Annotated in this window: 28 protein-coding genes; 12 read left to right on the forward strand and 16 right to left on the reverse strand. The window is 69.0% G+C overall.

Annotated features, from left to right (window positions below; all coding sequences use genetic code 11):
• Window positions 1-46 precede the first annotated feature (46 nt).
• Entirely contained in the window at window positions 47-1330 is a 1284-nt protein-coding gene (locus ACFYO1_RS38270) for a D-alanyl-D-alanine carboxypeptidase family protein (protein WP_387242638.1), read from the reverse strand.
• A 122-nt stretch (window positions 1331-1452) separates the two neighbouring features.
• Here ACFYO1_RS38270 and ACFYO1_RS38275 point away from each other — a divergent pair, with 122 nt between their 5' ends.
• The gene (locus ACFYO1_RS38275; protein ID WP_387242641.1) at window positions 1453-3003 is read left to right on the forward strand and encodes a DHA2 family efflux MFS transporter permease subunit; all 1551 of its coding nucleotides are present in this window, start codon (window positions 1453-1455) and stop codon (window positions 3001-3003) included.
• Window positions 2993-3616 carry a TetR family transcriptional regulator gene (locus ACFYO1_RS38280; RefSeq protein WP_387242644.1) on the forward strand — a complete coding sequence of 208 codons (624 nt, stop codon included), beginning with the start codon at window positions 2993-2995 and terminating at the stop codon, window positions 3614-3616. Before ACFYO1_RS38275 ends, ACFYO1_RS38280 begins: the two co-directional genes overlap by 11 nt.
• 23 nt (window positions 3617-3639) lie before the next feature.
• On the opposite strand, the gene ACFYO1_RS38285 is transcribed toward ACFYO1_RS38280, so the two are convergent.
• A complete protein-coding gene (locus ACFYO1_RS38285) occupies window positions 3640-4539 on the reverse strand; it encodes a phenylalanine 4-monooxygenase (RefSeq protein ID WP_387242647.1) in 900 nt (299 codons plus the stop codon).
• Window positions 4540-4770: 231 nt separating this feature from the next.
• Between ACFYO1_RS38285 and ACFYO1_RS38290 the strand changes: the two genes are divergently transcribed.
• Complete coding sequence (locus ACFYO1_RS38290; protein WP_150404267.1) at window positions 4771-4974, forward strand: type II toxin-antitoxin system VapB family antitoxin; 204 nt, start codon at window positions 4771-4773, stop codon at window positions 4972-4974.
• A 9-nt stretch (window positions 4975-4983) separates the two neighbouring features.
• Here ACFYO1_RS38290 and ACFYO1_RS38295 read toward each other — a convergent pair whose 3' ends face one another.
• Window positions 4984-6447 (reverse strand): alpha/beta hydrolase, encoded by a 1464-nt coding sequence (locus ACFYO1_RS38295; RefSeq protein ID WP_387242651.1) that lies wholly within the window; start codon window positions 6445-6447, stop codon window positions 4984-4986.
• A gap of 219 nt (window positions 6448-6666) precedes the next feature.
• On the opposite strand from ACFYO1_RS38295, the gene ACFYO1_RS38300 reads away from it, so the two are divergent.
• Complete coding sequence (locus ACFYO1_RS38300; protein ID WP_387242654.1) at window positions 6667-7347, forward strand: RadC family protein; 681 nt, start codon at window positions 6667-6669, stop codon at window positions 7345-7347.
• A 7-nt stretch (window positions 7348-7354) separates the two neighbouring features.
• Here the strand turns inward: ACFYO1_RS38300 and ACFYO1_RS38305 are convergent, their stop codons facing one another.
• Entirely contained in the window at window positions 7355-9007 is a 1653-nt protein-coding gene (locus ACFYO1_RS38305) for an alkaline phosphatase D family protein (RefSeq protein ID WP_387242657.1), read from the reverse strand.
• A 172-nt stretch (window positions 9008-9179) separates the two neighbouring features.
• Here ACFYO1_RS38305 and ACFYO1_RS38310 point away from each other — a divergent pair, with 172 nt between their 5' ends.
• Window positions 9180-9986, forward strand: coding sequence for an LLM class flavin-dependent oxidoreductase (locus ACFYO1_RS38310; RefSeq protein WP_387242660.1), 807 nt, complete (start codon window positions 9180-9182; stop codon window positions 9984-9986).
• Between the two features lie 177 nt (window positions 9987-10163).
• On the opposite strand, the gene ACFYO1_RS38315 is transcribed toward ACFYO1_RS38310, so the two are convergent.
• The gene (locus tag ACFYO1_RS38315; protein ID WP_387242662.1) at window positions 10164-11018 is read right to left on the reverse strand and encodes a hypothetical protein; all 855 of its coding nucleotides are present in this window, start codon (window positions 11016-11018) and stop codon (window positions 10164-10166) included.
• Between the two features lie 181 nt (window positions 11019-11199).
• On the opposite strand from ACFYO1_RS38315, the gene ACFYO1_RS38320 reads away from it, so the two are divergent.
• Together ACFYO1_RS38320 and ACFYO1_RS38325 are read left to right on the forward strand one after the other, a co-directional pair.
• A complete protein-coding gene (locus ACFYO1_RS38320) occupies window positions 11200-11595 on the forward strand; it encodes a PPOX class F420-dependent oxidoreductase (protein ID WP_387242665.1) in 396 nt (131 codons plus the stop codon).
• Window positions 11596-11653: 58 nt separating this feature from the next.
• Window positions 11654-13483 (forward strand): hypothetical protein, encoded by a 1830-nt coding sequence (locus tag ACFYO1_RS38325; protein WP_387242668.1) that lies wholly within the window; start codon window positions 11654-11656, stop codon window positions 13481-13483.
• Between the two features lie 76 nt (window positions 13484-13559).
• On the opposite strand, the gene ACFYO1_RS38330 is transcribed toward ACFYO1_RS38325, so the two are convergent.
• The 4 genes from ACFYO1_RS38330 to sdhC all read right to left on the reverse strand — a co-directional run bounded on the left by ACFYO1_RS38330 (window position 13560) and on the right by sdhC (window position 17020).
• Window positions 13560-14330, reverse strand: coding sequence for a succinate dehydrogenase iron-sulfur subunit (locus tag ACFYO1_RS38330; protein ID WP_364738085.1), 771 nt, complete (start codon window positions 14328-14330; stop codon window positions 13560-13562).
• Window positions 14330-16081 carry a succinate dehydrogenase flavoprotein subunit gene (gene sdhA, locus ACFYO1_RS38335; RefSeq protein ID WP_387243180.1) on the reverse strand — a complete coding sequence of 584 codons (1752 nt, stop codon included), beginning with the start codon at window positions 16079-16081 and terminating at the stop codon, window positions 14330-14332. The genes ACFYO1_RS38330 and sdhA overlap by 1 nt, the downstream gene beginning before the upstream one ends.
• 107 nt (window positions 16082-16188) lie before the next feature.
• Window positions 16189-16620, reverse strand: a complete 432-nt coding sequence (locus tag ACFYO1_RS38340; protein WP_387242671.1) for a succinate dehydrogenase hydrophobic membrane anchor subunit — start codon at window positions 16618-16620, stop codon at window positions 16189-16191.
• Window position 16621: 1 nt separating this feature from the next.
• A complete protein-coding gene (gene sdhC / locus ACFYO1_RS38345) occupies window positions 16622-17020 on the reverse strand; it encodes a succinate dehydrogenase, cytochrome b556 subunit (protein WP_387242674.1) in 399 nt (132 codons plus the stop codon).
• A gap of 277 nt (window positions 17021-17297) precedes the next feature.
• Here sdhC and ACFYO1_RS38350 point away from each other — a divergent pair, with 277 nt between their 5' ends.
• Window positions 17298-17699, forward strand: coding sequence for a cytidine deaminase (locus tag ACFYO1_RS38350; protein ID WP_387242677.1), 402 nt, complete (start codon window positions 17298-17300; stop codon window positions 17697-17699).
• 8 nt (window positions 17700-17707) lie between these two features.
• Here ACFYO1_RS38350 and ACFYO1_RS38355 read toward each other — a convergent pair whose 3' ends face one another.
• Window positions 17708-17977, reverse strand: coding sequence for a hypothetical protein (locus ACFYO1_RS38355; RefSeq protein WP_387242680.1), 270 nt, complete (start codon window positions 17975-17977; stop codon window positions 17708-17710).
• Window positions 17978-18076: 99 nt separating this feature from the next.
• Between ACFYO1_RS38355 and ACFYO1_RS38360 the strand changes: the two genes are divergently transcribed.
• From ACFYO1_RS38360 to ACFYO1_RS38370, 3 genes are all read left to right on the forward strand, one after another.
• Window positions 18077-19366, forward strand: coding sequence for a thymidine phosphorylase (locus ACFYO1_RS38360; RefSeq protein ID WP_387242683.1), 1290 nt, complete (start codon window positions 18077-18079; stop codon window positions 19364-19366).
• Between the two features lie 222 nt (window positions 19367-19588).
• On the forward strand, window positions 19589-20686 hold the full coding sequence (locus ACFYO1_RS38365; RefSeq protein ID WP_387242686.1) for an adenosine deaminase: 1098 nt from the start codon (window positions 19589-19591) through the stop codon (window positions 20684-20686).
• Window positions 20687-20834: 148 nt separating this feature from the next.
• Window positions 20835-21491: a hypothetical protein gene (locus ACFYO1_RS38370; RefSeq protein WP_387242689.1), complete on the forward strand. Its 657-nt coding sequence runs from the start codon at window positions 20835-20837 to the stop codon at window positions 21489-21491.
• A gap of 4 nt (window positions 21492-21495) precedes the next feature.
• Here the strand turns inward: ACFYO1_RS38370 and ACFYO1_RS38375 are convergent, their stop codons facing one another.
• Genes ACFYO1_RS38375 through ACFYO1_RS38395 form a run of 5 tightly spaced genes read right to left on the reverse strand, consistent with a single transcriptional unit; the run spans window position 21496 to window position 24922 of the window.
• Window positions 21496-22743, reverse strand: coding sequence for a primosomal protein (locus ACFYO1_RS38375; RefSeq protein WP_387242692.1), 1248 nt, complete (start codon window positions 22741-22743; stop codon window positions 21496-21498).
• A 26-nt stretch (window positions 22744-22769) separates the two neighbouring features.
• Complete coding sequence (locus ACFYO1_RS38380) at window positions 22770-23117, reverse strand: YbaB/EbfC family nucleoid-associated protein (protein WP_387242695.1); 348 nt, start codon at window positions 23115-23117, stop codon at window positions 22770-22772.
• Window positions 23114-23464 carry a hypothetical protein gene (locus ACFYO1_RS38385; RefSeq protein ID WP_387242698.1) on the reverse strand — a complete coding sequence of 117 codons (351 nt, stop codon included), beginning with the start codon at window positions 23462-23464 and terminating at the stop codon, window positions 23114-23116. The genes ACFYO1_RS38380 and ACFYO1_RS38385 overlap by 4 nt, the downstream gene beginning before the upstream one ends.
• A complete protein-coding gene (locus ACFYO1_RS38390) occupies window positions 23461-24594 on the reverse strand; it encodes a C40 family peptidase (protein WP_387242701.1) in 1134 nt (377 codons plus the stop codon). The genes ACFYO1_RS38385 and ACFYO1_RS38390 overlap by 4 nt, the downstream gene beginning before the upstream one ends.
• A gap of 4 nt (window positions 24595-24598) precedes the next feature.
• Window positions 24599-24922, reverse strand: coding sequence for a hypothetical protein (locus ACFYO1_RS38395; protein WP_387242704.1), 324 nt, complete (start codon window positions 24920-24922; stop codon window positions 24599-24601).
• Between the two features lie 148 nt (window positions 24923-25070).
• Between ACFYO1_RS38395 and upp the strand changes: the two genes are divergently transcribed.
• Window positions 25071-25694, forward strand: a complete 624-nt coding sequence (gene upp, locus ACFYO1_RS38400; protein WP_387242707.1) for a uracil phosphoribosyltransferase — start codon at window positions 25071-25073, stop codon at window positions 25692-25694.
• A 32-nt stretch (window positions 25695-25726) separates the two neighbouring features.
• Here the strand turns inward: upp and ACFYO1_RS38405 are convergent, their stop codons facing one another.
• A complete protein-coding gene (locus ACFYO1_RS38405) occupies window positions 25727-25951 on the reverse strand; it encodes a hypothetical protein (RefSeq protein WP_387242710.1) in 225 nt (74 codons plus the stop codon).
• Window positions 25952-25958: the final 7 nt, after the last annotated feature.

A 25958-nucleotide genomic window follows, 5' to 3' on the forward strand; every position in this document is an offset into this window, starting at 1 on the left:
GACGCAGCGTCGCGCGGAACGGTTCCATCGCCGCGAGAATCCGGTACTACCGCCGCCGGTTCAGCCGACGCGCGCCGAGCAGGAGGGCGAGAACCAGGATGACTCCGCCGACGATCCAGACGGTGCGGTTGTCGCCGTGCCCGTCTTCCGCCAGCGGACGCGAGTCCGCGTCCCTGGGCGGCGGGGAGGCAAGGGCGGCACCGGTTTTCGACTGCTTGCGGTCGGGCTCGGGAAGCTTGCCGACGGCGGCGCCGCGGGGGAGGGCGAAGCCGTAGTCGAGCAGCCGGGCCGCCTGGTCGGACGGGCGCAACGGCCGCACGTCGGCCTTGAGCAGGGTGACCGAGAGACGGCGCCCGTCGCGTTCGGCGGCGGCGACGAAGGTCTGCCTGGCGTCGTCGGTGAAGCCGGTCTTGCCGCCGATGGCGCCTTCGTAGTCATAGAGCAGGTGGTTGTCGTTGCCGATGGGGAAGCCGGGGTGATCTTTGTCGCCCTCGATCTTCGGGTTCGCGGGGTAACCGGGGAAGTCGATCTGTTCGGTGTGGATGAATTCGGCGAACAGCGGGATCGTCATGGCCTCGCGGAACAGGACGGACAGGTCGTAGGCCGAGGTGCTCATGCCGGGTCCGTCCAGGCCGGACGGGGTGGCGGCGCGAGTGTCCAAGGCGCCCAGCGACTTCGCCAGCTCGTTCATCTTCGCGACGGTGGCCGCCTCGCCGCCGAGCTGGGTGGCGATGGCGTGTGCCGCGTCGTTGCCGGAGGCCATGATCAGGCCCTGCAGAAGCTGGCGATTGGTGTACCGGCCGCCGGGGCCGATGCCGACCCGGGTGCCGTCGGCGTTCGCGTCGTCCTGGGTGCCGATGACCGTCTTGGTCAGATCCAGGGTGCGCAGCGCGATCGTGGCGAGCAGCACCTTGATGGTGCTGGCAGGCCGGTAGCGGCCGTGCGGGTCCTTGGCCGCGAGCACCTCGCCGGTGTCCAGGTCGGACAGCTGCCAGGCGGTCGCCGAAATGTCTTGCGGCGCAGCGGGTGCCCCTTTGGGCAGCACCGCGCCGCATTCGCCGAGCCGGCCGCCGCCGACCGGGGGCGTGGGGATGGGCAGCGCGGTCGGCGTCGGCTCGCCGGGCGCCGGAACCTCGGATTCGTCGATCGGTGCGGGCGGCCGCGTCTTCTGCGGGCAGCCGTCGGTGTTGGGGGTGGTGAACGGCGTCGTCGGTGTGCTCGGCGCCGGCGCGGCGAGCGCGGGAACGGCCGTCCCCGCGATCACCGCCAGGGCGGCCAGCGCGGAACCGAGGCGGAGTGTGGCGCGGCGGCGCGAGTCCCGGATCTTCATCGTTCGCGAGCCTAGCGATTCGGCGGCGGGTCGGCCGAATGCACACCGGAGCGCGGTATTGACAGGAGCTACTAAATGAGAGCTACTATCAAAAAGTAGCTTCTATCATTTTCGGAGGGGTCATGAAAACAGACGCGACTCGGCGCTGGCTGGCGCTCGGCGCGCTGGCGCTGGCCATGCTGACCATCGGGCTCGACACCACGGTGCTGACCGTGGCGCTGCCCACGCTCGCCGTCGATCTGCACGCGAATACCGCTGCGCTGCAATGGTTCACCGGTGCGTACACGCTCGCGCTCGCCGCGTTGATGCTGCCCGCGGGTGCGCTCGGTGACCGGTACGGCCGCAAGAAGTTTCTGCTCGGCGCGCTGCTGATCTTCGGCGCCGCGTCGCTGGCCTGCGCGTTCGCCACCTCGTCCGGCCAGCTCATCGCCGCAAGGGTGGTGCTCGGCGTCGGCGCGGCGGCGATGATGCCGCTGTCCATGTCGGTGCTGCCGTCCCTGTTCCCCGAGCCCACGCAACGCCAACGCGCGCTGACCATTTGGGTGACCGCGACCGCCCTCGGCCTGCCGCTGGGCCCGATCCTCGGCGGCTGGCTGCTGCGGAATTTCTGGTGGGGCTCGGTGTTCCTGATCAACGTGCCGATGGTGATCATCGGTGCGCTCGCCGTCTTCGCGCTCGTGCCGGAATCGCGCAGCGCGAACCAACTCCGCGTCGACGTCCCCGGCGTGCTGCTCTCGGCCGCCGGCATGCTCGGTCTCACCTACGGCTTCATCCGGATCGGCGACCTCGGCTGGGGCGATCTGTCGGCCTGGGCCATCGTCGTCGCCGGTGGGCTGCTGCTCGGCGCGTTCGTGCTCTGGCAGCGCAGGACGACGCATCCGCTGATCGATCTCGGGCTGTTCGAGAATGCCGGATTCCGCTGGGGCACCGGACTTTCCATCGTGGTCAACTTCGCCATGTTCGGCATGTTCTTCACCGTGCCGCAGTACTTCCAGGCGGTGCTCGGCGTGGACGCGCTCGGTAGCGGTCTGCGGCTGCTCCCGCTGATCGGCGGGCTGATCGTCGGCAGCAGGCTGGGTGACAAGATCCTGCCGAAGCTGGGCACCCGATGGCTGCTCACGCTCGGCTTCGCCCTGCTGGCCGGCGCGCTCGGACTGGGCGCGGCGACCAGCGTGGACAGCGGCTACGGCTTCACCGCGCTGTGGACGACGCTGCTCGGCGCGGGCATGGGTCTGGCGATGCCGACGGCGATGGGCCTGGCGATGGGCGAGCTCACCGCGGAACGGTCGGGTTCGGGTTCGGCCTTGATCCAGGCGCTGCGCCAGGCGGGCGGCACCGTCGGCGTCGCGATTCTGGGCACGGTGCTGGCCACCCAGTACCGTTCGGACCTCGGCTCACTGAACCACGATCCGATCTCGGACGGAGTGAACGCGGGCGTCGCGGCGGCGCATCAGCTCGGCGATTCGGCGGTGCTGCATCAGGTGCAGAGCGCGTTCGTCGGCGGCATGGCCGCGATGCTGTGGGTCTGCGCGGGCCTGTGCGTGCTGGCCGCCGCGGCCGCCGCCGTCTTCGTTCGAGCAAAGCAACCCGCCGAGCAGGAGCCGGTGCGGCTGGATGCTGCCGGTGGCACCGCCCGGTCCGCCGATACGCCAGAATCGACTTATGTCGGTTGACCTGTCCGGAGAAGAGCCTGCTGTGCACGGCTTGCGTGAGCGGAAGAAGGAGCGGACCCGCCGGACGATTCGCGAAGAAGCGTTCCGGCTGTTCCGCGAGCAGGGCTACAGCGACACCACGGTCGAGCAGATCGCGGCCGCCGCCGACGTGTCGCCGAGCACCTTCTTCCGCTACTTTCCGACCAAGGAACAGCTGGTGCTCGCCGACGACATGGATCCGTTGCTGATCGCGGCGGTCCGGGCGCAGCCGCCCGATCTCGCGCCGCTCACCGCCCTGCGGAACGCGATCGCGGAGGTTTTGACCTCGCTGCCCGCCTCGGCGCTGGCCTTCGAGCAGGAACGGCAGGCGCTGGTCTATCACGTGCCCGAGCTGCGTTCGGCCATCGGGCGGGAGATGGAACGCAACATCGAGATGGTCGCCACGATGATGGCCGAACGTGTCGGCGGTTCCCCCCGTGATTTCGATATCCGGATACTCGCCGGCGCGTTGACCGGCGCGGGCCTGGCCGTCGCGCGCATCTCGCCGATCAATCTCGAAAACATCGGCCGGATGCTGGATCTGCTGGAAGCCGGGTTGCCGATCGGCCGGGCGCGGACCGGCGAGCCGGACTGAACATCCGGCTCGCCGCCCGAAAGCTACTGCGCCCCAGCCGCACTCGAATGCCGCAACCGATCCGGCGTCTCGTCGTCCATCGTCGCGAAGAAGCCGCCGACCACGTCCTCGATCTCGGCGACCGACTCGGCGCAGTACAGGATCGGCTGGTAGTGGGTGATGTCGTAGACCGCGGTGCCCATCGCGGCGACGTCGAGCGGCCGCAGGTCGGCCGTGCGGAACTCCTCGATCTCGCCGTAGGAGGACAGCAATCCCGCACCGTAGCAACGGACTTCGCCCGCCTCCCGGACCACGCCGAACTCCATCGAGAACCAGAAGACGTTCGCCAGGAATTTCAGCGCCGGCTCGGTCTCCAGCCGCCCGACCGCCGCGCCGACCGCCTCGTAGATGGCGGCGAAGCGGGGGCTGGCGATCTGGTTGGCGTGGCCGATGATCTCGTGGATGGCGTCGGGTTCGGGGGTGTACAGCGGCGCCGAATGATGCCGGATGTACTGGGTGGAGTGGAAGGTCCGGTCCGCGAACGAGCCGAAGAACTGGCGCAGCGGCACCAGCCCGGCGGCCGGCGCGTAGCGGAATCCGCTCAGCGGGACCAGCGCCGCGGAGACCTCGTTCAACTGCGGAATGTGATCCTCGGGCAAGGCGAGCCGGGCCGCGGCCTCCAGCACCTCGGCGCAGGCGTAGGTCTGGTGCTTGCGCGCCAGCTCGGCCGAGGCGATCCGCCAGACCTGCTGCTCCTCGGCGGTGTAGTCGATCTGCGGAACGGGTTTGCCCGGGGCGTAATCGAGCGCGAGCGCGGCGATGGCATTGCGACGGGCCCGGTAGTCCGCGTCGTGCACGCCGGGGTGCTCGTCGCTGAGGTGGACGGTGACATCGCCGTCGCCGGACCGGGTCACCGGTGAGTACAGCTGCGCTTCGGTGAACATACGTCGATGCAAGCACCGCTCGAGCCCGCCGACAACAAAAGCCTTCGCAGCTTGGCAAACTGTCTAGCTGACTGTCCTTTGCTGTGCAATTACCGGCATCTGGCAACGGATTCCGGCGACGAGCTGACCAGTGCCCGTCGACCGCTGCCGTGAATTCGCCGACTCTGTCCCGATTTGCCGGACATAAGCGAGCGCGATGGCGCAAAATGGCGAATGTACTTAGGAGGACGCATGAAATCCGTGCGGATCGATCTCGACCAGAAGTTGCTCGCCGCCGCGGCCGCCGTGATGGGCACCTCGACGAGCAACGCCACGATCAACGAGGCACTGCGCCGGATCGTCGTACACGAGCGTCAGCTGCGGCATCTCGAGAAGCTGGCCGCCAACTCGTTGTTCGCGTTGCCCGCGCCCGAGGTCGTCGTCGTCGACGGATAGCTCGGCGGCTCACGATTTCGCGCACCGCAGGCCGTCGGCCGGCGGGGTCAGATCGATCAGATACCTCAGCACGGGTTCGTCGACGCAGGCGATGCCCTCGAAAGCCGCGCCGTGCTGGGTGCCCTCGTAGGTGATCAACGCCGCGCCAAGGGTTTTGGCGAGGGTGACGCCGCCGGGGTACGGCGTCGCCGGATCCCCGGTCGCCGCGACGACCACGACCTTCGGCAGACCGGTCACCTTGGGCACGTGCGGCTGGGCGGTCGGCGGGACCGGCCAGAACGCGCAGGCATCCAGCGGAGCCTTGTTGTCGGTGTCGGCGAGACCGTCGTCGAAAGCCGGAGCGGCGGCACGGGATCGGCGGGCGATGTCGGCGGCCACCGCACGGTCGGTCACCCGGATCTCCTCCAGGCAGAGCACCGCGCGGTGCACGTCGTCGGAGGAGGCGTCCCGGTATACGCCCGCCTCGCCGAGCAGCGCCTCACTGCGGCCCTTGGCGAGGTCGGTCAGGCCCTTGGTCAGGTCGGGCCAGGACGAGGGATGGTAGAGCGAGGCGATGGTCGCGGTGGTGACGGTGCCGTAGTCGAGCCCGCGGACCGGGTGCTGGATCAGCGGGTTGACCAGCGCGCGGTAGTTCTCGTCGGCCTTCTTCGGATCGGTGCCGAGCGGGCAGTCCGGCGCCTTGGCGCAGTCGGCGGCGTAGGCGTCGAAGGCCTGCTGGAAACCGGCGGCGGTGATCACCTCGTCGCCGATGTTCGTGGTGGGGTCGACGGGGGCGTCGAGGACCATCGCGCGCACCCGCTCCGGAAACAGCTCGGCATAGGTCGAGCCCAGCCGGGTGCCGTAGGAACCGCCGAAGTAGGTCAGCTTCTGCTCACCGAGCACGGCCCGGACGACGTCCATGTCGCGAGCGACATCGACGGTGCCGACGTGCGCGAGCAGCGTCAGCCCGGTGCGGCGCGCACACGAGTTGGCGTAGTCCTCGTTCTCCTCCTCGATCTGGTCGATCTCGGCGAGCGGGTCGGTGCGGCCGAGCACCCGCTGACCCGTCGCGTACTCGGCCACCGAGCGGCAGCTGACCCGCGGGGTGGAGGCGCCGAGCCCGCGCACGTCCATCCCGATCAGGTCGAGATGTTCGGCCACCGGCGACTTCGCCAGCGCCCGTGGCAAACTCAGGCCGGGCGCACCGGGGCCGCCGGGGTTGGTCAGCAGTGACGCGACCCGGGTGCCGGTGGCGCGCAGCCGGGAGATCGCGATCCGGGCGGTGTCGCCGTCGGGTTTGCCGTAGTCGATCGGCACCGTCACCCGCGCGCATTCGAGACCGGCCGCGCCGAGCTCCTCGCCGCCCGGGTAGTCCGAGCACGCACCCCAGGCCACGGTTTGCTGGTAGTACCGATCGAGGGTCGGCGCCGGTGGCGCCACGGCGTCCTTGTCGCTGGTGCACGCCGTCATCAGCAGCGCGACCGCGGCGCACATCGCGGGTAGCAGAGCGACGCGCCTCGGTGCCGCGGTTGCTTTGCGCGGTATGAACATTCAGCTGCCCCTGTACTCGATCGACGCTCTCAGTGTGCCCGACCCGCGCCGATTCGCAATCGGCAGTACCGGACAACTCGGGCGGCCCCGCGGTCGCGGGCAACATGTCGGTAGGGCCTGGCACACTCCGTGGCACTGTCGCCGTGACCAAGGGGTGGAACGATGCCGGTTTCGCTTATCGATGTACCCGTCGAGCAGCGCCCACGCGAGCGGTTGCTCGCGCTCGGACCGCACGCGCTCAGCGATGTCGAATTGCTGGCCTTGCTGTTACGGCACGGCAGGCCCGGCGCCAGCGCGCTCGACCTCGCGGTGGAGCTCCTCGTCGAACACGGCGGCCTGGCCGGATTGGCGGCGGCCCGGCCCGAGGAGCTGTCCCGCCGGGCCGGCGTCGGGGTGGCGAAGGCGGCGGCCCTGATCGCCGCGTTCCACCTCGGTTCCCGGGCCCGCGGCGAGACCGGCAGCCTCGTGCGGCTCGGCGCCGCGTCGGATGTCGCCGCCGTGGCCAGGCCGCTGTTCACCGGCGCCCGGGTCGAGCGGCTGCTGGTGCTGGTGTGCGACGCGCAGAATCAGTTGCGGCGCAAGGTGTTCGTCGCCGAGGGCGCGGTCGATCAGGTCGCGGTGCCGATTCGGGAGATCCTGAACACCGTGCTGCGCAACGACGGTCGCGCCTTCGCCGTCGTGCACAACCACCCCTCCGGCGACCCGACCCCGAGCCTGGACGACCGCCGGGCCACCACCCTGCTCGCCGAGGCCGCTCGCACCGTCGGCCTGCGCTTCCTCGACCACGTGGTGATCGCGGGCGAGGACTGGTCCAGCGCACCGGCCAGCACCAGCCACTACTGATCCGCGGCTAGCGCGGGGCGTCGCCGGTCGGGCTCGCGGTAGCGCCCGGATCACGCGGCGTGGCCGGGCGGTCCGCTTGCGTGGCCGGCGTCACCCCCGGGACCCCTTCCTGCACAACGAAACTCGCTCGCGTGTGGATCGGGGCGCCGGGGCGGCGGATGTAGGGGACGACGCGGAAGTCGTTGCGTAGCTGGGTGTGGTCGAGTTCGACGCGGACGTAGCCGCGTTGGGCGTTGAAGAACTTGAGGTCGGGGTTGGCGGCGAGCAGGTTGCGGCCCGAGTCGGTCGTGTCGGCGCCGTCGCCCGCGCTGGAGATCGAGGTGCCGATGAATTCCGCCGCTACCACCGGTGATTCGGGGTCGGCGAAGTCGCGGCGCAGGTCGCCGGCGAGGTTCTGATGCCGGTCTCCGGTGATCACGACGAGGTTGGGCACGTCGCGGTCCGCGGCCGCGCCGAGCACCGCGTTGCGGTCGGCGACGTAGCCGTCCCAGGAATCGGTGCCGACGGCGAGGATCGGACCCGCGTCCTGATCGGACTGGCCCATCGACACCTGGTTACCGAGGATCTGCCAGCGGGCGGGCGAGCCGGCGAATCCGTCGATCAGCCACTCTCGTTGCCGCGCACCCAATATCGTGCGATCGGGGTCGAGCCGGGCGGTGCAGTCGATGACCGTGTTGCCGTCGCCGCAGGCCTGCTTGTCGCGGTACTGCCTGGTGTCGAGCATGGTGATCTCGGCCAGGTCGCCGAAAGCGTAGCGGCGGTGCAGGTGAATGTTCGGCCCGGACGGCAGCTGCGCGAGGCGCAGCGGCTGGTGCTCGTACATCGCCTGGAAGGCGGCGGCTTTGCGGCGGCGGAAGAGCGCGGGAATGCGGTAGACGTCGAATCCGAGACCGGGGGAGTCACCCGCCCAGTTGTTGTCGATCTCGTGGTCGTCCATGGTGACCAGCCAGGGAAAGGCGGCGTGCGCGTCTCGCAGCGGCTGTTCGGCTTTGACCTGCGCGTAGCGGAGCCGATAGCCGGCGAGGTCGACGGCCTCGGTCCGGAATTGGGGCTCCTCCACCACACCCTTGCGGCCTTGCGTCCAGCTGCGCTCGTAGATGTAGTCGCCGAGGTGCACGACGAGATCGAGGTCCTCGGCGCTCATGTGCTGGTAGGCGGTGTAGTAGCCGGAACTCCAGGATTGGCAGGAAGCGAACGCGAAGCGCATTCGCGCGGTGGGCCGGCCGGGTAGCGGAGCCGTGCGGGTCCGGCCGATCGGGGACAGCACCGATCCCGCCCGGAATCGATAGAAGTACCAGCGATCCGGGTCCAAGCCGTTGACCTCCGGGTGCACGCTGTGCGCCAGCTCGCGCGTCGCGACCGCCGACCCGCGGGTCACCACCTGCCGGAAGTTCTCGTCGTGGGCGACTTCGTATTCCACGGTTACCGGGTGCAACGGCATGCCGCCGAGGCCATCCGGCGCGAACGGGTCCGGGGCCAGCCGCGTCCACAGCACCACACCGTCCGCGGTCGGATCGCCGGACGCGACACCGAGGCCGAACGGGTCGTCGGACCAGCGCGGCACCCGGAACTTCCCGCTGCTCGCCACCGCCGCCCCGGCCAGCACCGCCGCGGAACCGGCGCCACCGAATCTCAGCAATTGCCGACGCGACAGACCCATACGTCAGGGTATATCGACCGCCGCCGGGGAATGGTGGTCTGCGCGGGCTTTCGCCGATTCGGACATCTGGTGAGTGTTTGAGGCATCATCATGAGCGAACAGGAGATTGGAACGCTCGCTCTCGCCCCGTAGCGTTGCTGTCGCGCATCCGAGAGCGAGTGATTGGACCGACATGACCATGGAACTGGGCGTTATCCTGCCGACCTCGACCCCCGATCCCGAACAGCCGATCCTGGGCGACGTGCGGGCCAGCGCCCGATTCGCCGAGGAGCTCGGGCTCGATTCGATCTGGTCCACCGATCACCTGATCGCGTCCGCGCCGATGCTGGACAGCACCGTCACGCTGGCCACCGCCGCCGCGGTGACCGACCGGATCGGCATCGGCTACAACGTGCTGCTGCTGGCCCTGCGCCCGGTCGCCTGGGCGGCCAAGCAGATCAGCACGCTGCAAACCCTGTCCGGTAATCGGCTCCTCGTCGGTGTGGGCACCGGGAACCCGGCGCACGGCGACATCGGCTGGCGGGCGGCCGGCGCCTCGTTCGAGGGGCGTGGCCGGCGCACCGACGAGGCGTTGCGGGTGCTGCCCGGTCTCGTTACCGGACAGCCGACCACGTTGCCGGACGGGCTCGAGGTGACCCTGGCTCCCGGTTCGGCGATGCCGCCGATCCTGGTCGGGGGCAACAGCACTCGTGCGCGGCGCCGCGCCGCCGCCTACGCGGACGGGTGGATCACCATCCAATCCGATCCGGCGCAGCTGACGACGGATATCGCCGAGCTGCGGGAGTTCGCCGCGCAGCGCGAGCGCGCTCCGCTGTCGGTCACCGTGCTGGCGACCGGGTTGTCGTCGGACGTCGGCGAGGCCGCCGCGCAGGTGTCCGCGTATGCGGCCGAGGGCGTTTCGCGGGTGATCACGCTCCCGACCGGCGCGGATTGGCAGCGCGGTTACGAGTTCGCCGCGAAAGTTCGTGCGGCGCTGTAGAGGCCGTATCACGAAGGCCGCCTTGACTTTCGGTGGGTGGCCTTCGCGTTGTCCCGAGGAGAGTTGGCAAGGATGCCTGATCGATGCCGTCGAGCAGATCCGGACCGCGGGCCGTCGTGCGGTGCCGTACGCGGTGGGCGCGCATCACCTGGAAATCAGGCAGATCCGCAGCATTGATCAGCGGGTCGGCGGTCCTAGCTTCAGCGGGTGATACCCCGGATCAGCCGACTCACTGCTCGTGCCTTTGCCCTTCGTGGTGCTGGTGTCGGTGCCGGTGGCGTCGGCCTTGGTGGCTCGGGTGGTTTCGTCCCCCGCGACCGGTGACGCCGCGCTCAGCGACGCCATTCCCGCACTGCCGGTTGCTATTCCGGCGGCGATGCCTGCGCCGAGGGCCACACCGAACGGGACCGCGGCGACGCTGCCGGTGCCGAGCATGGCACTGCCGGTACCCGCCAGCGCGGCGAACGGTGCGGCGGCGGCTCCCGCGCCGGCCAGGCTCGCGCTGCCGGTGCCCGCGGCGGCGCTGCCCGCGCCGAGCATCGCCAAGGGTGTGCCGAGGCCGCCGGTTGCGACGCTGCCTGAGGCGCCCGCGGCGGCGCTGCCGGTGCCGAGGAACGCGGCACCCGTGCCGAGGACAACGCCGAGCGGCGCGAGTGCGGCGCTGCCGGTTCCGGCCGCCGCGCTGCCGCTGCCGAGGAAGGCCGCCCACGGTGCGGCGGCCACGCTGCCGGTGCCGAGCATGGCGCTGCCGGTGCCGATCAGCCCGGCCAGGCCGAGGCCGAAGGCCGCGCCGCCCATGCCGAGCGGGCCCGCGGTATCGACGAGGCCCGGGTAGAGCAGGGTGTTGAGCACGGTGCGCTGCGGACCGGCCGGGCCGCGGGCGTTCGTGGTGACGACGGCCGAGGCGGCCTGCGCAGTCGCGCAATGGTGGTGCGGCGCGGCGCCGGTCGGCGCCGATGCCGTCGCGGCCGCGGCGACCAGTGCGGGGCAGGTCAGCATGGTCGCGGCAATGGCCGTTCGGAACACGTACATGGGGTTAGCGCCTTCCTCTCGAGCCACGCGCGACGGATGTCGTGGCGCGACCGACGATGTGTGCGGCAACCTGGAGAGCACGTCCAAGATCAACTTACCGGCAACGACCCGGTATTGATGGCAATTAGCTATCGCTGAATCCATAGGCCGGTTTTCTGGCCTGCCTACTACTGTCCAGCGCATGGGAATCACGCTCAGCCAAGCCACCATCGCGCTGCTCGACGCCAAGAACTACGCGGTGCTCGCCACGATCAACGCCGACGGCAGTCCGCAGACCTCGGCGATGTGGGTGCTCAGGGACGGTGACGACCTGCTGTTCTCCACTCTGGAAGGACGGCTCAAGCATCGGAACATGGTGCGCGACCCGCGGGTCAGCGTGACCGTGATCGACTCCGCCGACGGCGAGAGCTACGTCGAGTTGCGCGGTAAGGCGACCATCGTCCACGACGTCGATCTCGAGGTCGGCCACCGCCTGTCGTGGAAGTACGACGGCAAGGAGCACGCGCTGCCCGCCGAAGGTCAGGTCCGGGTCGCGGTCCGGGTCGAGGTGGAGAAGGCGACGGGGTACGCGGCCTGAGCGTTCCGGTGCGGCGTCGCGCCTGGGCGCGCGCGACTCGCCACTAGGGTGGCTCGGCATGGACACCGCTGCGATCGCGCCGTCGCCGGCCGTGCCCGCTGCGCGCTCGGTCTCAGCGCGCGTCCGGCACCGGCTCGGCCCGTCGCCGGTCGTCGGCACGGCGGCGTGCTTGATCGTGCTGCAGCTGGTGGTGCGCGGCTGGGTGGCGGGCAGCGGGTATTTCTATTGGGACGATCTGATCCTGGTCGGCCGGGCGGGCCGGTATCCGCTGTTCTCCGCGGAACTGCTGTTGCACGATCACGACGGGCACTTCATGCCGCTCGCCTTCGCTGCCGCCTGGCTGACGACGAAAACGGCGCCGCTGGTGTGGGCGGTCCCGGCGATCTCGTTGGTGGCGGGGCAGCTCGCGGTGTCGCTGTCGGTGCTGCGCATGTTGCGCGTGCTGCTCGGTGACCGGTGGGCACTGCTCATTCCGCTGACCTTCTTTCTGTTCTCGCCGGTGACGCTCCCGGCGTTCGCCTGGTGGTCGGCCGCGTTGAACGCACTGCCGCTGCAATTCGCGCTCGCCTGGGTGATCGGCGACGCGCTGCTCCTGGTGCGCACCGGACGGCGGCGATACGTGCTGTCCGGAATGGTGGTGCTCACCGTGGCGCTGTTGTTCTTCGAGAAATCGGTGATCATCCCGTTCGTCGCGTTCGCCGTCGCGGTGCTCGCGCACTATGTCGACGGGCGGGAATCCGCCGTTCGCGTGGTGGCGCGGCGCGGTGTGCGGTTGTGGGTGGGGTCGGGTCTGGTGCTGCTGTGCTGGTTGGCGGCGTATCTGGCGGTGGTCGGTTTCTCCGGGGTGCACAACAACCCGCAGGGCATACGGGACTGGCTGCCCAACGCGACCTCGCTCGGCGTGGTGCCGGCGCTGGTCGGCGGGCCGTGGCGATGGGAGCGCTGGTTGCCCGCCGCGCCATGGGCCGACCCGCCCGCAGCGGCCGTGGCCGCGGCCTGGATCGTGCTGATTTCGGTTGTGGCGCTGTCGATTTACGCGCGGCGTCGAGTGTGGCCGGTCTGGGTGCTCGCCGTCGCCTATGTGCTGGTGATGCAGCTGCCGGTCGCGCTCGTGCGCGGCGGTCCGAACACCGCGGCCGAACTCATGCAGTCGCTGCGTTACTTCGCCGACCTCGGTGTGACGTTGTCCGTCGTGGGCGCGTTGATCCTGCGCGCGCGTCCACGGAAGACGTCGCGGTGGTTGCCCGGCCGCCGCATCGTGATACCGGTGCTGGCGCTGTTCGTCGTCAGCAGCCTGATCTCCACGGACACCTTCGTTCGCTCCTGGCGGCCGAGCCCGACCAAGACCTATCTGGCGAACGTGAAACCGGCGCTTGATCATTGGGACGGTGCGCCGCTACTGGAACAGGAGGTCCCCTGGGATGTCCTGAACCCGTTGGCCTATCCGCAGAACCTGACCCCGCAGGTCCTCGCCCCGATCGCCGCACCGGGCACCTTCGCCGACTCGACCCCGCACCTGCGCATGATCACCGACACCGGCACGATCGTCGAAGCCCAGGTCTGGTGGAACCGCCGCATCCTCCCCGGCCCGGACCCCGGCTGCGGCTACCGAATCGCCACCCCCGACCCGCGCCCGATCCCGCTCGACGGCCCCATGCTCGCCCACGAATGGACCGCCCAACTCAACTACCTCGCCGACCGCGACGGCCTGCTGTCCGTCGCCCTGGAATACGGCAAGTTCGTCACGGTCCCGGTCCGCAAAGGTCTCAGCACCGTCTTCGTCCGTCTGGTGGGCAGCGGCTCCATCCTCCGAATCTCCTCCCGCACACCAGGACTCACCCTCTGCCTGGGCTCCGGCCCGGTCGGCGTGGCATCCTACGACAACTGACGCTGCCCGGTAACCTGCGAACGACGAAGGCCGCCTTCATCTTTCGATGGAGGCGGCCTTCGTGTGCCGGGGGAGGTCAGCGGGCGAAGAGCAGGGCGCGCTTGACTTCCTGGATGGCCTTGGTGACCTCGATGCCGCGTGGGCACGCGTCGGTGCAGTTGAAGGTGGTGCGGCAGCGCCAGACACCCTCGACGTCGTTGAGGATGTCGAGGCGCTCGCGGGCGCCTTCGTCGCGGCTGTCGAAGATGAAGCGGTGCGCGTTCACGATCGCGGCCGGGCCGAAGTAGCTGCCGTCGCTCCAGTACACGGGGCAGGAGGTGGTGCAGCAGGCGCACAGGATGCACTTGGTGGTGTCGTCGAACCGGGCCCGGTCGGCCTGGCTCTGGATGCGCTCGCGGGTCGGCTCGTTACCCGAGGTCATCAGGTACGGCTTCACCGCGCGGAACGCGTCGAAGAACGGCTCCATGTTCACCACGAGGTCCTTCTCCACGGGCAGGCCGCGGATCGGCTCGACGGTGATCGTGAGGGACTTGTCGCCCTTGGGCAGCATGTCCTTCATCAGCACCTTGCAGGCCAGCCGGTTCACCCCGTTGATCCGCATCGCGTCGGAGCCGCACACGCCGTGCGCGCAGGAGCGCCGGAAGGTGAGCGTGCCGTCCAGGTAGGACTTGATGTAGATGAGCACGTTGAGGAAGCGGTCCGTGGTCAGGACCGGTACCTGGAACGACTCCCAGTGCGCACCCTTGTCGTCCTCCGGATTGAACCGGGCGACCTTGACCGTGACCATCACCGAGCCCTCGGGGATCGGCGCGGGCTTGGCCGGGGGTGTCTCGAGTACAGCAGTCATCAGTACTTACGCTCCATCGGCTCGTAACGGGTCTGCACCACCGGCTTGAAGTCGAGGCGGATGTCCGAGATGAGATCCGGGCTCTCCTTGTAGGCCATCGTGTGCCGCATGAAGTTCACGTCGTCGCGGTCCGGGTAGTCCTCGCGGGCGTGGCCGCCGCGCGATTCCTTGCGGTTGAGCGCCCCGACGACGGTGACTTCGGCCAGCTCCAGCAGGAAGCCGAGCTCGACGGCCTCGAGCAGGTCGCTGTTGTAGCGCTTGCCCTTGTCCTGCACCGTGATCCGGCTGTAGCGCTCCTTGAGCACGTGGATGTCGGTGAGGGCTTGCTTGAGGGTGTCCTCGGTGCGGAACACGGCGGCATTCATGTCCATCGTGTACTGCAGCTCGGTGCGGATGTCGGCCACCCGCTCGTTGCCGTGGTCGGACAGGATCAGCTCCAGCCAGTCCTGCACCATCCGCGCCGGGTTCTCCGGCAGCTCCACGAACTCGGTGCGCTGCGCGTACTCCGCGGCGGCGATGCCGGCGCGCCGCCCGAACACGTTGATGTCCAGCAGCGAGTTGGTGCCGAGGCGATTGGAACCGTGCACCGAGACGCACGCGCATTCGCCGGCCGCGTAGAGGCCGGGCACCACGTCGGTGTTGTTGCGCAGCACCTCGCCGCGGATCTTGGTCGGGATGCCGCCCATCACGTAGTGACAGGTCGGCATGACCGGGACCAGCTCGGTCACCGGGTCGACGCCGAGGTAGGTGCGGGCGAACTCGGTGATGTCGGGCAGCTTTTCCTCGAGCACGTCCGCGCCGAGGTGGGTCACGTCGATGTAGACGTAATCCTTGTTCGGTCCGGCGCCGCGGCCCTCGAGTACCTCGAGCACCATCGAGCGGGCGACGATGTCACGCGGCGCGAGGTCCTTGATGGTCGGCGCGTAACGCTCCATGAACCGCTCGCCGCTGGCGTTGCGCAGGATGCCGCCCTCACCGCGGACGGCCTCCGAGATCAGGATGCCGAGCCCGGCCAGACCTGTCGGGTGGAACTGGTGGAACTCCATGTCCTCCAGCGGCAGACCCTTGCGGAACACGATCGCCATGCCGTCGCCGGTCAGCGTGTGCGCGTTCGAGGTGGTCTTGTACATCCGGCCGGAGCCGCCGGTGGCGAACACGATCGACTTCGCGTGGAACACGTGGATCTCGCCGGTGGCCAGCTCGTAGGCGACCACGCCGGTCGCGACCTGGCCGCGGTCGGTCTCGGTCATCACCAGGTCGAGCACGTAGAACTCGTTGTAGAACTCCACGTCGTGCTTGACGCAGTTCTGGTAGAGCGTCTGCAGGATCATGTGACCGGTGCGGTCGGCGGCGTAACACGCGCGGCGCACCGGCGCCTTGCCGTGGTCGCGGGTGTGCCCGCCGAAGCGGCGCTGGTCGATCTTGCCCTCGGGCGTCCGGTTGAACGGCAGACCCATCTTCTCCAGGTCCATCACCGCGTCGATGGCCTCCTTGGCCATGATCTCCGCGGCATCCTGGTCGACCAGGTAGTCGCCACCCTTGACGGTGTCGAAGGTGTGCCATTCCCAGTTGTCTTCTTCGACGTTCGCCAGCGCGGCGCACATGCCGCCCTGCGCCGCGCCGGTGTGGCTGCGGGTCGGGTACAGCTTGGTCAGCACGGCGGTACGCGCCCGGGGCCCGGCCTCGATCGCCGCGCGCATGCCGGCGCCACCGGCGCCGACGATCACGACATCGTAGCGATGCTCCTGAATCCGCGAGTCACTCATGCCTGCGCCTCGCTGCGCTCGGCTCCGGCATGCGCGACGCACGCTGTGCCCATGATTCGTTCGCTGCGCTCACTCATCGAGTTGACCTGTTCCTAACTGATGTTGGGGTCGAAGGTGAAAATGACGTAGGTGCCGACGGCCAGGATCAGGATCATCGAGATGGCCAGCAGCGTGTTCAGCCAGAACCGGGTCGAGTCCTTGCGGGAGTAGTCCGCGATGACCGTGCGCAGGCCGTTGCCGCCGTGCAGCTGAGCCAGCCACAGCATGCTCAGGTCCCAGAGCTGCCAGAACGGGCTGGCCCAGCGGCCGGCCACGAAGCCGAAGTTGAGCCGCTTCACTCCGCCGTCGAGCAGCAGCATGATCGACATGTGGCCGAGCACGAGAATGATCAGCAACAGGCCGGAGAAGCGCATGAACAGCCACGCGTACTTCTCGAAGTTGCCGTTCGCGCGCAGGCGCGGGGAGCGCGGGTTGTCCAGGCTGGCCGGCCGGTCATACGACTTACCGAGAACAGGTGCGCTCATATCAGTGCTCCGTGAAGAGGTAGAAGAACTGACGGCCGATCGCGGGCACCGCCAGCAGGAACCAGACCGCGAGGATGAACCACAGCATCAGGCGCTGGTACTTCGGGCCCTTGGACCAGAAGTCGACCAGGATGACCCGGACGCCGTTGAGCGCGTGGAAAAGGACGCAGACGACCAGGCCCATTTCCATCAGCGCGACGACGGGGCTCTTGTAGGTCTCGATCGCCCGGTTGTAGGTGTCCGGGCTGACCCGGACCAGCGCGGTGTCCAAGACGTGCACGAAGAGGAAGAAGAAGATGGTGACACCGGTGATCCGGTGCAGCGCCCAGGACCACATCCCGGGGTCGCCTCGGTACAGCGTCTTCCGCTTCGGCTGGGCCGGAGCTTCTATCGTGGTCATAGAGTGCGGTGCCTCCAACGTCGTTGATGGACCCGGTTCATTGATCCGAGGCCGGCTGCGTTGGGCGCAAATGCCCAGGTGGCTGCGCTGCGGCCCGCTGCCGGGAACCTGAACCGATCTGTTCTGGACTCTAATCCTCTAGGTTTGCCGGAACTAATTCGGCGTGCCGTGCGTTGCGCTACAGTCTTGCGGGTTAGGTTTACCTTTCTTGATACGTGAAGGGTTCCTTCGAGGGTCCCGCGCGGCCAGTTTCTGCTTGTTCCAGAAGAGGTTCCCGATGTCGCAAATCGACTGGAAATCCCTGCACGACAACGCGATTCAAGTTATGCGCAACGCCTATGCGCCGTACTCGCGGTTTCCGGTCGGCGCGGCGGCGCTCAGCGCCGACGGCCGAATTGTGCGCGGGTGCAATGTGGAAAATGTCTCATACGGTTTGGGCCTGTGCGCCGAATGCGTACTCGTCGGTAACTTGCATTCGGAGGGTGGCGGCCGCTTGGTGGCCATCTCGGTCACCGATTCTCGCGGCGAAATCCTGATGCCCTGCGGACGCTGCCGCCAACTCCTCTATGAACACGGCGGCTCCGGCCTGCTGGTCGATCACAAGGACGGACCCGTCCCGCTGAGCGCCTTGCTGCCGGACGCCTTCGGCCCGGATGACCTAGGCGCCGGGCAGATCTGAGCGACCGCTCACAGCTGCGCGTCCAGCGTCGCGTCGATCTCGGCCTCGGTGGCGCGCGCGATCGGCGGAAACTCGATCGGCGCGACCCCCAGCCGTTCCATGATCAGGGTGAAAGCCCGGCTCGCGCTGTCGGTCCAGTCGATCAGCCTGCCGGTCTCGATCCTGGAGCCGGCACCAGCCCTGGTGAGCTTGTAGAGCGTCTCGCCGTGCGTGTCCTCCATGTCGGTGACCCGCGTTTCGAGCCTGCTGATGCGACGGTCGATGTGGATGGATGTCACCACTGCCCCCTAGCCCCTCGAACGATTGATGCGGAGAGGCTATCGAACCCCACCGACAAGAACCAGCCGCGCGATCGATCTCGTGCCAGACTGGCGAATGTGACGGCACTGGACGCGGTTTCGATCATCACGACCAAGCGGGACGGCGGCGAGCTATCGGACGCGCAGATCGACTGGGTGATCGATGGATTCACCCGCGGGGCGGTGGCCGACGAGCAGATGTCGGCGCTGGCGATGGCGATCGTGTGGCGCGGGATGACGCGGCGGGAGACGGCGCGGTGGACCGGCGCGATGATCGCGTCGGGCAGCCGGCTGGACTTCACCGACCTGCCGCGGCCGACCGTGGACAAGCATTCGACCGGCGGGGTGGGGGACAAGATCACGCTGCCGTTGGCGCCGCTGGTCGCCGCGTGCGGCGCCGCGGTGCCGCAGCTGTCCGGCCGCGGACTCGGGCACACCGGTGGCACGCTGGACAAGCTCGAAGCCATTCCCGGGTGGCAGGCGGATGTTCCGTTGCCGCGGATGCGCGAGATCCTCGCCGACCCCGCGGCCGGCGCGGTGGTGTGCGCGGCGGGCGCCGATCTCGCGCCGGCCGACAAGCGGCTCTATGCGCTGCGCGACGTCACCGGCACGGTCGAATCCATCCCGCTGATCGCCAGCTCGATCATGAGCAAGAAGATCGCCGAGGGCACCGCGGCGCTGCTGCTCGACGTGAAGGTCGGCGCGGGCGCGTTCCTGAAGACGCTCGACGGCGCTCGTGAATTGGCCACGGCCATGGTCGGATTGGGCACCGACGCCGGGGTGCGGACGGTCGCGCTGCTGACCGCGATGGACACCCCGCTCGGGCGCACCGCGGGCAACGCCCTGGAGGTCGCCGAGTCGGTCGAGGTGCTGGCCGGCGGCGGGCCCGCCGACGTGGTGGAGCTGACGATCACCCTGGCGCGCGAGATGGTGGCCCTGGCCGGACTCGACATCGATCCCGCCGACGTGCTCGCCGACGGCCGGGCGATGGACCAGTGGCGCGCGATGATTCACGCGCAAGGCGGCGACCCGGACGCACCGCTGCCGACGGCGAAGCACACCGAGGTCGTGCGGGCCGAGCGGGACGGCGTGCTCACCCGCCTGGACGCGATGGGTGTCGGCGTCGCCGCCTGGCGCCTCGGCGCGGGCCGGGCTCGTCAAGGCGATCCGGTGCAGGCCGGTGCGGGCATCGAAATGCACGCCAAGCCGGGAGATTCCGTGACCGCGGGTCAGCCGCTGCTCACCTTGCACACCGACACCCCGGACGCGTTCGCCGGCGCCCAGGCCGCGTTGGCCGATGCGTTCGCCATCGGCGACCTCACCGAAAAACCTTCCACCCCACTGGTGCTCGGCCGCATCGAGGCTTGAATTACCGGCCCGGAAATCGAATCAGCTTGCCGCACAACGTCTGCGGCAACACTCATCGACGACGAAGGTCGAGCGGCGAATAGGCGACGCTGAGCGCATCTCTGGCATCCGGGCCGGCAGCCGTCCAGGAGCGACGCGCGCGAATTTGGCGACTCGGCAACGAGATGGTTGCCACTTTCACAGTCGGGTGCCGTTCGAGCCCGGTGCGGCTACCGTCGTTACATGACTGGACCGACCGCATTGACCCTTGCCTCGATCCGCCAGGCGCCAAAAGCGCTGCTGCACGACCACCTCGACGGTGGTCTACGGCCCGCCACGGTGCTGGAGCTGGCCGCCGAGTGCGGGTACGAGGACCTACCCGCCAACGACGAGGCGGCGCTGGCCGCCTGGTTCCGGGACGCGGCCGACAGTGGCTCGCTGGAACTGTACCTGGAGACCTTCGCGCACACCGTGGCCGTCATGCAGACGCCGGAGGGCCTGCGCCGGGTCGCCCGCGAATGCGCGGAGGATCTGTCCGCGGACGGCGTGGTGTACGCCGAGGTGCGCTTCGCCCCCGAGCAGCATCTCGAACGCGGACTCACCCTCGACGAGGTGGTCGAGCACACCCTGGAAGGCTTCCGCGAGGGCGAGGCTGCCGCCGCGGCGGCGGGACGCCCGATCGTGGTCACCTGCCTGCTCACCGCCATGCGGCACGCGGCCCGCTCCCGCGAGATCGCCGAGCTGACCGTGCGCTTCCGCGATCGCGGCGTCGGCGGCTTCGACATCGCCGGTGCGGAGGCCGGGTACCCGCCCAGCCGGCACCTGGACGCGTTCGAATACATGCGCGCCAACAGCGCGCACTTCACCATTCACGCGGGTGAGGCGTTCGGCCTGCCGTCCATCCACGAGGCGCTGGCGTTCTGCGGCTGCGACCGGCTCGGGCACGGCGTACGAATCACCGACGACATCAGCGTGCCGGGCGCGATCGAGGACGCGCGCCTCGGGCTGGTCGCGAACTACGTGCGCGACATGCGCATTCCGCTCGAGCTCTGTCCGTCGTCGAATGTGCAGACCGGCGCGGTGCCGTCGCTGGACAAGCACCCGTTCGACCTGCTGGCCCGGCTGCGCTTCCGGGTCACGGTGAACACCGACAACCGGCTGATGAGCGACACCAGCATGAGCCAGGAAATGCTCAAACTGGCCGACACGTTCGGCTACGGCTGGAGCGATCTGGAGCGCTTCACCATCAACGCGATGAAGTCGGCGTTCATCCCGTTCCCGGAGCGGCTGCGCATCATCGACGACATCATCAAGCCCGGGTACGCGGTACTGCTCGGCTGATGAATGGTCCAGCAGGACCCTAGAGCTCGCCGACCGGGAACTGGTGCCGGTGCCCGACTCGGGCGATGCACCGGTTCCCGGTGAGCTACGTCTCGTGCGCGGGACGGGGCGAAGGCGCCGGGGTGCTGGTTCGCTAGCGTGGGCGAGCATGGCGACATTGCAGATCCCCAGTCGGTTCAACGGCCCGCCCCACTCGGGTAACGGCGGCTACGTCGGGGGACTGCTCGCCGAGCCACACGGGGACGTGGCGGTGACGGTGATCCTGCGCAGCCCGCCGCCGCTGGACACTCCGCTGGAGGTCCGGGACGGCATCCTGTACGACGGCGACACGTTGCTCGCGGAATCCCGTCGCGGCGAATTCGATCGGGACACACCGAAATCCGTGCCGTTCGCGACCGCGTCCGCCGCGGCGAGCTCCTACCAGAGCAACGAGATGTTCGCGTCCTGCTTCGTCTGCGGCACCGCGCGCACCGACGGGCTGCGCATCGAGGCGGGCGCGGTCGACGCCGGCCGGGTGGCCGCACCGTGGATCCCCGACGCTTCGCTCCCGCTCGGCCCCGCCGTCCTGTGGGCCGCGATGGACTGTCCCGGCGGCTGGTCGCTGCCCGACATGTTCGACCGCCCCGCCCTGCTCGGCTCGATGACCGCCGCCGTGCACGACCTCCCCGACGTCGGCGAACCGTGCGTGGTGATCGGCGAGAACCACGGCGAACAAGGCCGGAAGTCGTTCTCGTCCACCGCCGTCTACGGTGCCGACGACCGCCTGCTCGGCCGGGCCGAGCAGATCTGGATCCGGCTGAAGTAGCCGCCTACTGCTGGTTGAGCCGGGCCTCGAAGTTGCGCTCGAGGTCCCGCCAGGACTGGGCCTCCGCGGTGAACGGCGGGTTCGGGGCCATCCGGCTCGGGTCCGGGTTGAGCAGGTAGGAGACGTACCAGCCGAGCGGATTCGATTGGGCCAGAGCCTGTTCCACGGCGTCGTCGCCGGCGTAGTCGGCCGCGTCGGTGAACAGTTCGACCGCCAGATCGAGCTGCTCGATGTCGACTGCCTCCGGACCTTCGGCCAGGTCGTCGGCGAGACCGGGCAGCACGTAGACGTTCTCGTCGGTGACCTCGACCTCGAGCGAACCGTCCACCGCCGCGGTCTGCACGTCGGCGAACGTGCTCACCCGGGACAGGTCGTGTTCGTGGTCGTCGGCCAGATACCTGGCCAGGGCACGCTCCGAGCTGAACACCGTGATGGTGTTGTCGGTGCCGAGGAAGATCGGCTCGTCGTCGAGGTAGCAGCGCAGGGTGAAGTAGGTGCCGTCCGAGGCGATGATCTTGACCGGGTCGATGCCGACCTCGTGCCAGAACGAATCGTCCTCTTCTTCGTCCTCGTCGTCCGCGTCGAGGTCGACGGGCTCGAACTCGTCCTCCTCGTTGTCCGCGGCGTCGTCGGCGTCGACCACGTTCTCCTCGGCGGCCAGCAGCTCCGCCTCGGCGACGGCGACGGCTTCCGCGTCGACGTCGGGAGTGTGCACGACGGAGTCGATGGCGTCGAGGACGTCGTCCCAGCCCTTGGCGATGGCGGCGCCGATCTGGTCCCAGAGTTCCTCGCCGTCGCGCCCGATGAACGCGTTGATCCCGCCGGGCAGCGCGCCGAGCACCGGATGCGACCCGAAGAACTTGGTCACCGTCTCCAGCTCGCACACCTCGCCGATGTTGCGCACCATGCCGAGGGTGTCTTCCAGCTCGGCGATGGTGTCCACGTCGGGCTCGCCCGCGGCCAGCTCCGGCACCGCGACCAGATCGAAGGAGAAGTTCTCCTCCGGCTCCAGTTCCACCGCCGACAGCCCGGCGACGACCTTCCATGCCGGATGCTCGACGAGGTCGTTGTCGGAGTTGGTCCGGATGAACGCGGCCAGCTCGGCAACGGTCTCGAAACCGTAGAGGGAGTCCTCGTGCCCGAGGAACGCCTCCCACTCGTCGTCACCGTCTCGCCAGCGCGGTGCCCACAGGGTGACGAGATCGCCGTCGGTCAGGCCGAGCTCGATCGGGACGATGTCTCCAGAAGCCATGTGCGGAAGCCTATCGACCTTCCGCGTCAGGCACTATCCGGCCCGCCCCCAATGGTCCCTTTGGCGCCGTCCGCCTCGGGAACGAACGACTCGTTCAGTGTCGCAACGACCTTCGAGCGCTGGTTGCCCGCGTCCTCCGCGGCCTGCCTGCACGCCCAGACGATCAGCTGTCCGACCTCGGCCGGTGCCAGCGAGGTGACCGTCTCCGCGAGGCTCAGCGCGACCAGTGCGCCGTCGCTGTCCACCTCGACGGTGACCGAGCCGTCCTCGGTGGTGTGGCGTCCGCGCACCTGCTTGAGGCCGTACAGCGCGGCCTCCAGGGCCTCCAGCTTCTGCGTCGCGTTGGCGACCAGAGCATCCATCTCAGCACTCATACCGGCCTCATCCAGGTCGTAGGTCCGGTGTCCGCGTCGTCGATCCGGTCCAGCTCGTCCACCGCGGCCTGGCGGGTGGGCAGGCCGAGCCGGTCCAGGATGTCGGCAGGCATACCCGCCTCGGCCAGCAGTTCGCGCCGGCGCGCCTTCGCGGCGACGGTGGAGCGCTTGGTCAGCCGCAGGATCTCGTTCGCGAGACTCTGTGCGCCGTAACGGTATTCGCTGCGCTCGAACTTGATTTCCACCGGCATGCCCTGATCCGTGGCGCGCACCGAGATGGTGCCCGACCGGTTCGTGCTGGCCGCGACCGTGACGTTGGGAACCGACGGTTGCTGCGGGTTCGTCATGTTGTCGGCCTATAGAAGCCGTGGAAGCCCATCCCTGAGTTCTCCGTTCGAATCGAGCTGATCTGGACGGGGTCACCGGCCTCGACGAATTGTCCGTTGCCGATCACCATGGCGACGTGGCCGTCCCAGATGGCCAGATCGCCGGGCATGAGGTCGCCGGGGGAGACCGAGGTGCCGGTGGCCTGATCGGCGGCCAGCCGGGGCAGGTCGACGCCCGCCTCGCCGTACGCGTATTTGGTCAGACCACTGCAATCCAGGCCGGCGCCGGGGGTGTTGCCGCCCCACACGTACGGGGTGCCGACCGCGCTGATCGCCGAGCGGACCGCGGTGGCCGCCTTCTCGTTCGGCGCCTCCACCGTGCTGCCGTCGGGGAGGGTGATCTTCACGCCCTTGCCGTCGCTCGGCATGCCGGAGGAACCGGTGTCGATCGTGGGCGTGCTCGGCGACTTCGGCGTGCCGGAGGCGGATTTCGACGCGGTCGAGGACGTCGACGGGAGCGCGGACATCGCGGTGCTCATCAGGCTGCTGGCCATCGAACCGGCACCGCTGAGCGCGCTGCTCGCGGTCGAGCTGAGCTGCTGCACACCGGCCGTGCTGACGGCGGGGGTGCCGGCCAGCGAGGTGGTGGGCGGCGCCGGAGTGAGATCGGTCATGGAGGCGGTGTGCGTGCCGAGTTCGTTCTGCACCCGGCCGACCACGTTGAGTGCCTGACCGAGGTGGTCGATCGCGGAACCGACGATCATCGTCAGCCCGGCCGGCGTGGCCAGCGCGGGACCCGCGCTCGCCGCGGTGTTCACGAACGACTGGGCGATGCCGGCCAGGTCCTTCTGGCCCGATTCGACCTCGGCGGCGGCCTGGTTCACCACGGTAGCCATATCGTTGCCACGGTCCGAGATGGTGGCCGCGGTGGTCTGCACCCGCAGCGCCTTCGCGGTCGCGGCGTCGGCGGCCTGGCCGTCCCACGCGGTGTTCATGCTGTTGATGCCGTCGCGGCCCAGCTGATGGATCTGGTCGACGGCGGTCGACGTGCTGCGCAGTGCGTCGGAGGGGCCGCCGGTCGGCAGCACGCCCGAGCCGAAGCTCTCCAGCAGGTCGAAGATCGGCTGGGCCAGCGCGTTCAGATCGATCACCGGCTCACCCGTCCAATTCGGTGGCCACGCTCTGCAGCGATCCGGCGTGGTTCAGATCGGTCTCGGTGAGCACCGTGGCCGCGCCGGTGGTGGCGACCCCCATGCTGGTCAGCACCGCCGAGAGCTGGCCGATCGAGGCGACGTGCCCCGCGTGCGCGGCGGCATAGGCGGCCATGAAATCGCCGCCGATCAACCCCATGATCGGGCCGAGCAGCGCTGGTTCCGCCGCGACCGCGCTCGCCCCGGCCGCGGCCATTTCCCCGGCCATCACATGGGCGGTCGCGCCATAGGCTGCGATGCCCTCGGTGTCCGCCGACATCTTTCGCATCAGAGCTTCCCCCATCTGTTTGTTCCCAGGCAGAGTACGTCATTCACTTGGTTCGACGCGCTCTGTTCCGGTTCGGTTCCCACCGATGCGAAAAAACTTTCGGGTGGAGCCTCGGCGGTGGGTCCGCCGGTCACTTTATCGTTCCCTCATGCGTACTCACACCGTGGACCATCCGCTCGCCGCTGCACTGTTGACCACGATGCGAGACGAGCGAACCGCCAATCCCGCCTTCCGCTCGGCCCTGCGTGACCTCACGCGGATCCTCATTTACGAAGCGCTGCGCGACGCACCGGTCCAGCACTTCGAGATCACCACTCCGGTGCAGGCGACCCAGGGCACTCGCCTGGCCCAGCCGCCGCTGCTGGTGCCGGTGCTGCGGGCCGGGCTCGGCATGCTCGACGTGGCCGCCGAGCTGATCCCCGATGCCCGGATCGGCTTCGTCGGCCTCGCCCGCGACGAGGACTCCCACCAGCCGGTCCCGTACATGGAATCGCTGCCCGCCGACCTGTCCGGGCGGCCCGTCTACGTCCTCGACCCGATGCTGGCCACCGGCGGCTCGATGCTGCACACCCTCGAACTCCTGACCGCCCGCGGCGCCACCGACATCACCGCGGTCTGCGTCGTCGCGGCGCCCGAAGGCGTTGCCGCACTGACGGATTCCGGCCACCCGGTAAACCTCGTCACCGCCACCGTCGACATCGGCTTGAACGAGAACGCCTACATCGTCCCCGGCCTGGGGGACGCGGGCGACCGCCAATTCGGCCCGCGCTAGACGGCGCGGTGACCGGCTCCCGCCGGCGCTGCTCACCCGTCCTTCGACCGGGTGAACAGCTCCAGGTGGGAGCACTCCGCACAGCGGTAAGCGTCGACCAGCCAGTGGGTCCGGCCGGTTCGTTTGGCGCCCCAGAAGCCGATTTCCAGCGGACCCTCGACCCAGCGGGCATGGCCGCGTGAACTGTCGCCGGAGTCCTCGATGTAGCCGGGCAGCATGCCCTCGCTGCCGCAGTGGGTACAGTGCATCGCCGTCATCATCTGA

It is taken from the genome of Nocardia sp. NPDC006044, assembly GCF_042871115.1.
Classification (GTDB): Bacteria; Actinomycetota; Actinomycetes; order Mycobacteriales; family Mycobacteriaceae; genus Nocardia.

Excerpts from the sequence above, each read along its gene's own strand:
- ACFYO1_RS38325 (WP_387242668.1), top strand. The coding sequence starts at position 11,654 with ATGGACACCGCTGCGATCGCGCCGTCGCCGGCCGTGCCCGCTGCGCGC.
- ACFYO1_RS38330 (WP_364738085.1), bottom strand. The coding sequence starts at position 14,330 with ATGACTGCTGTACTCGAGACACCCCCGGCCAAGCCCGCGCCGATCCCC.
- sdhC (WP_387242674.1), bottom strand. The coding sequence starts at position 17,020 with ATGACCACGATAGAAGCTCCGGCCCAGCCGAAGCGGAAGACGCTGTAC.
- ACFYO1_RS38405 (WP_387242710.1), bottom strand. The coding sequence starts at position 25,951 with ATGACGGCGATGCACTGTACCCACTGCGGCAGCGAGGGCATGCTGCCC.
- ACFYO1_RS38380 (WP_387242695.1), bottom strand. The coding sequence starts at position 23,117 with ATGAGTGCTGAGATGGATGCTCTGGTCGCCAACGCGACGCAGAAGCTG.
- ACFYO1_RS38370 (WP_387242689.1), top strand. The coding sequence starts at position 20,835 with ATGGCGACATTGCAGATCCCCAGTCGGTTCAACGGCCCGCCCCACTCG.
- ACFYO1_RS38395 (WP_387242704.1), bottom strand. The coding sequence starts at position 24,922 with ATGCGAAAGATGTCGGCGGACACCGAGGGCATCGCAGCCTATGGCGCG.
- ACFYO1_RS38365 (WP_387242686.1), top strand. The coding sequence starts at position 19,589 with ATGACTGGACCGACCGCATTGACCCTTGCCTCGATCCGCCAGGCGCCA.
- ACFYO1_RS38275 (WP_387242641.1), top strand. The coding sequence starts at position 1,453 with ATGAAAACAGACGCGACTCGGCGCTGGCTGGCGCTCGGCGCGCTGGCG.
- ACFYO1_RS38310 (WP_387242660.1), top strand. The coding sequence starts at position 9,180 with ATGACCATGGAACTGGGCGTTATCCTGCCGACCTCGACCCCCGATCCC.
- ACFYO1_RS38295 (WP_387242651.1), bottom strand. The coding sequence starts at position 6,447 with ATGTGCGCCGCGGTCGCGCTGCTGATGACGGCGTGCACCAGCGACAAG.
- ACFYO1_RS38320 (WP_387242665.1), top strand. The coding sequence starts at position 11,200 with ATGGGAATCACGCTCAGCCAAGCCACCATCGCGCTGCTCGACGCCAAG.
- ACFYO1_RS38315 (WP_387242662.1), bottom strand. The coding sequence starts at position 11,018 with ATGTACGTGTTCCGAACGGCCATTGCCGCGACCATGCTGACCTGCCCC.
- ACFYO1_RS38280 (WP_387242644.1), top strand. The coding sequence starts at position 2,993 with ATGTCGGTTGACCTGTCCGGAGAAGAGCCTGCTGTGCACGGCTTGCGT.
- ACFYO1_RS38385 (WP_387242698.1), bottom strand. The coding sequence starts at position 23,464 with ATGACGAACCCGCAGCAACCGTCGGTTCCCAACGTCACGGTCGCGGCC.
- ACFYO1_RS38340 (WP_387242671.1), bottom strand. The coding sequence starts at position 16,620 with ATGAGCGCACCTGTTCTCGGTAAGTCGTATGACCGGCCGGCCAGCCTG.
- upp (WP_387242707.1), top strand. The coding sequence starts at position 25,071 with ATGCGTACTCACACCGTGGACCATCCGCTCGCCGCTGCACTGTTGACC.
- ACFYO1_RS38305 (WP_387242657.1), bottom strand. The coding sequence starts at position 9,007 with ATGGGTCTGTCGCGTCGGCAATTGCTGAGATTCGGTGGCGCCGGTTCC.
- ACFYO1_RS38270 (WP_387242638.1), bottom strand. The coding sequence starts at position 1,330 with ATGAAGATCCGGGACTCGCGCCGCCGCGCCACACTCCGCCTCGGTTCC.
- ACFYO1_RS38350 (WP_387242677.1), top strand. The coding sequence starts at position 17,298 with ATGTCGCAAATCGACTGGAAATCCCTGCACGACAACGCGATTCAAGTT.
- ACFYO1_RS38300 (WP_387242654.1), top strand. The coding sequence starts at position 6,667 with ATGCCGGTTTCGCTTATCGATGTACCCGTCGAGCAGCGCCCACGCGAG.
- ACFYO1_RS38290 (WP_150404267.1), top strand. The coding sequence starts at position 4,771 with ATGAAATCCGTGCGGATCGATCTCGACCAGAAGTTGCTCGCCGCCGCG.
- ACFYO1_RS38375 (WP_387242692.1), bottom strand. The coding sequence starts at position 22,743 with ATGGCTTCTGGAGACATCGTCCCGATCGAGCTCGGCCTGACCGACGGC.
- ACFYO1_RS38285 (WP_387242647.1), bottom strand. The coding sequence starts at position 4,539 with ATGTTCACCGAAGCGCAGCTGTACTCACCGGTGACCCGGTCCGGCGAC.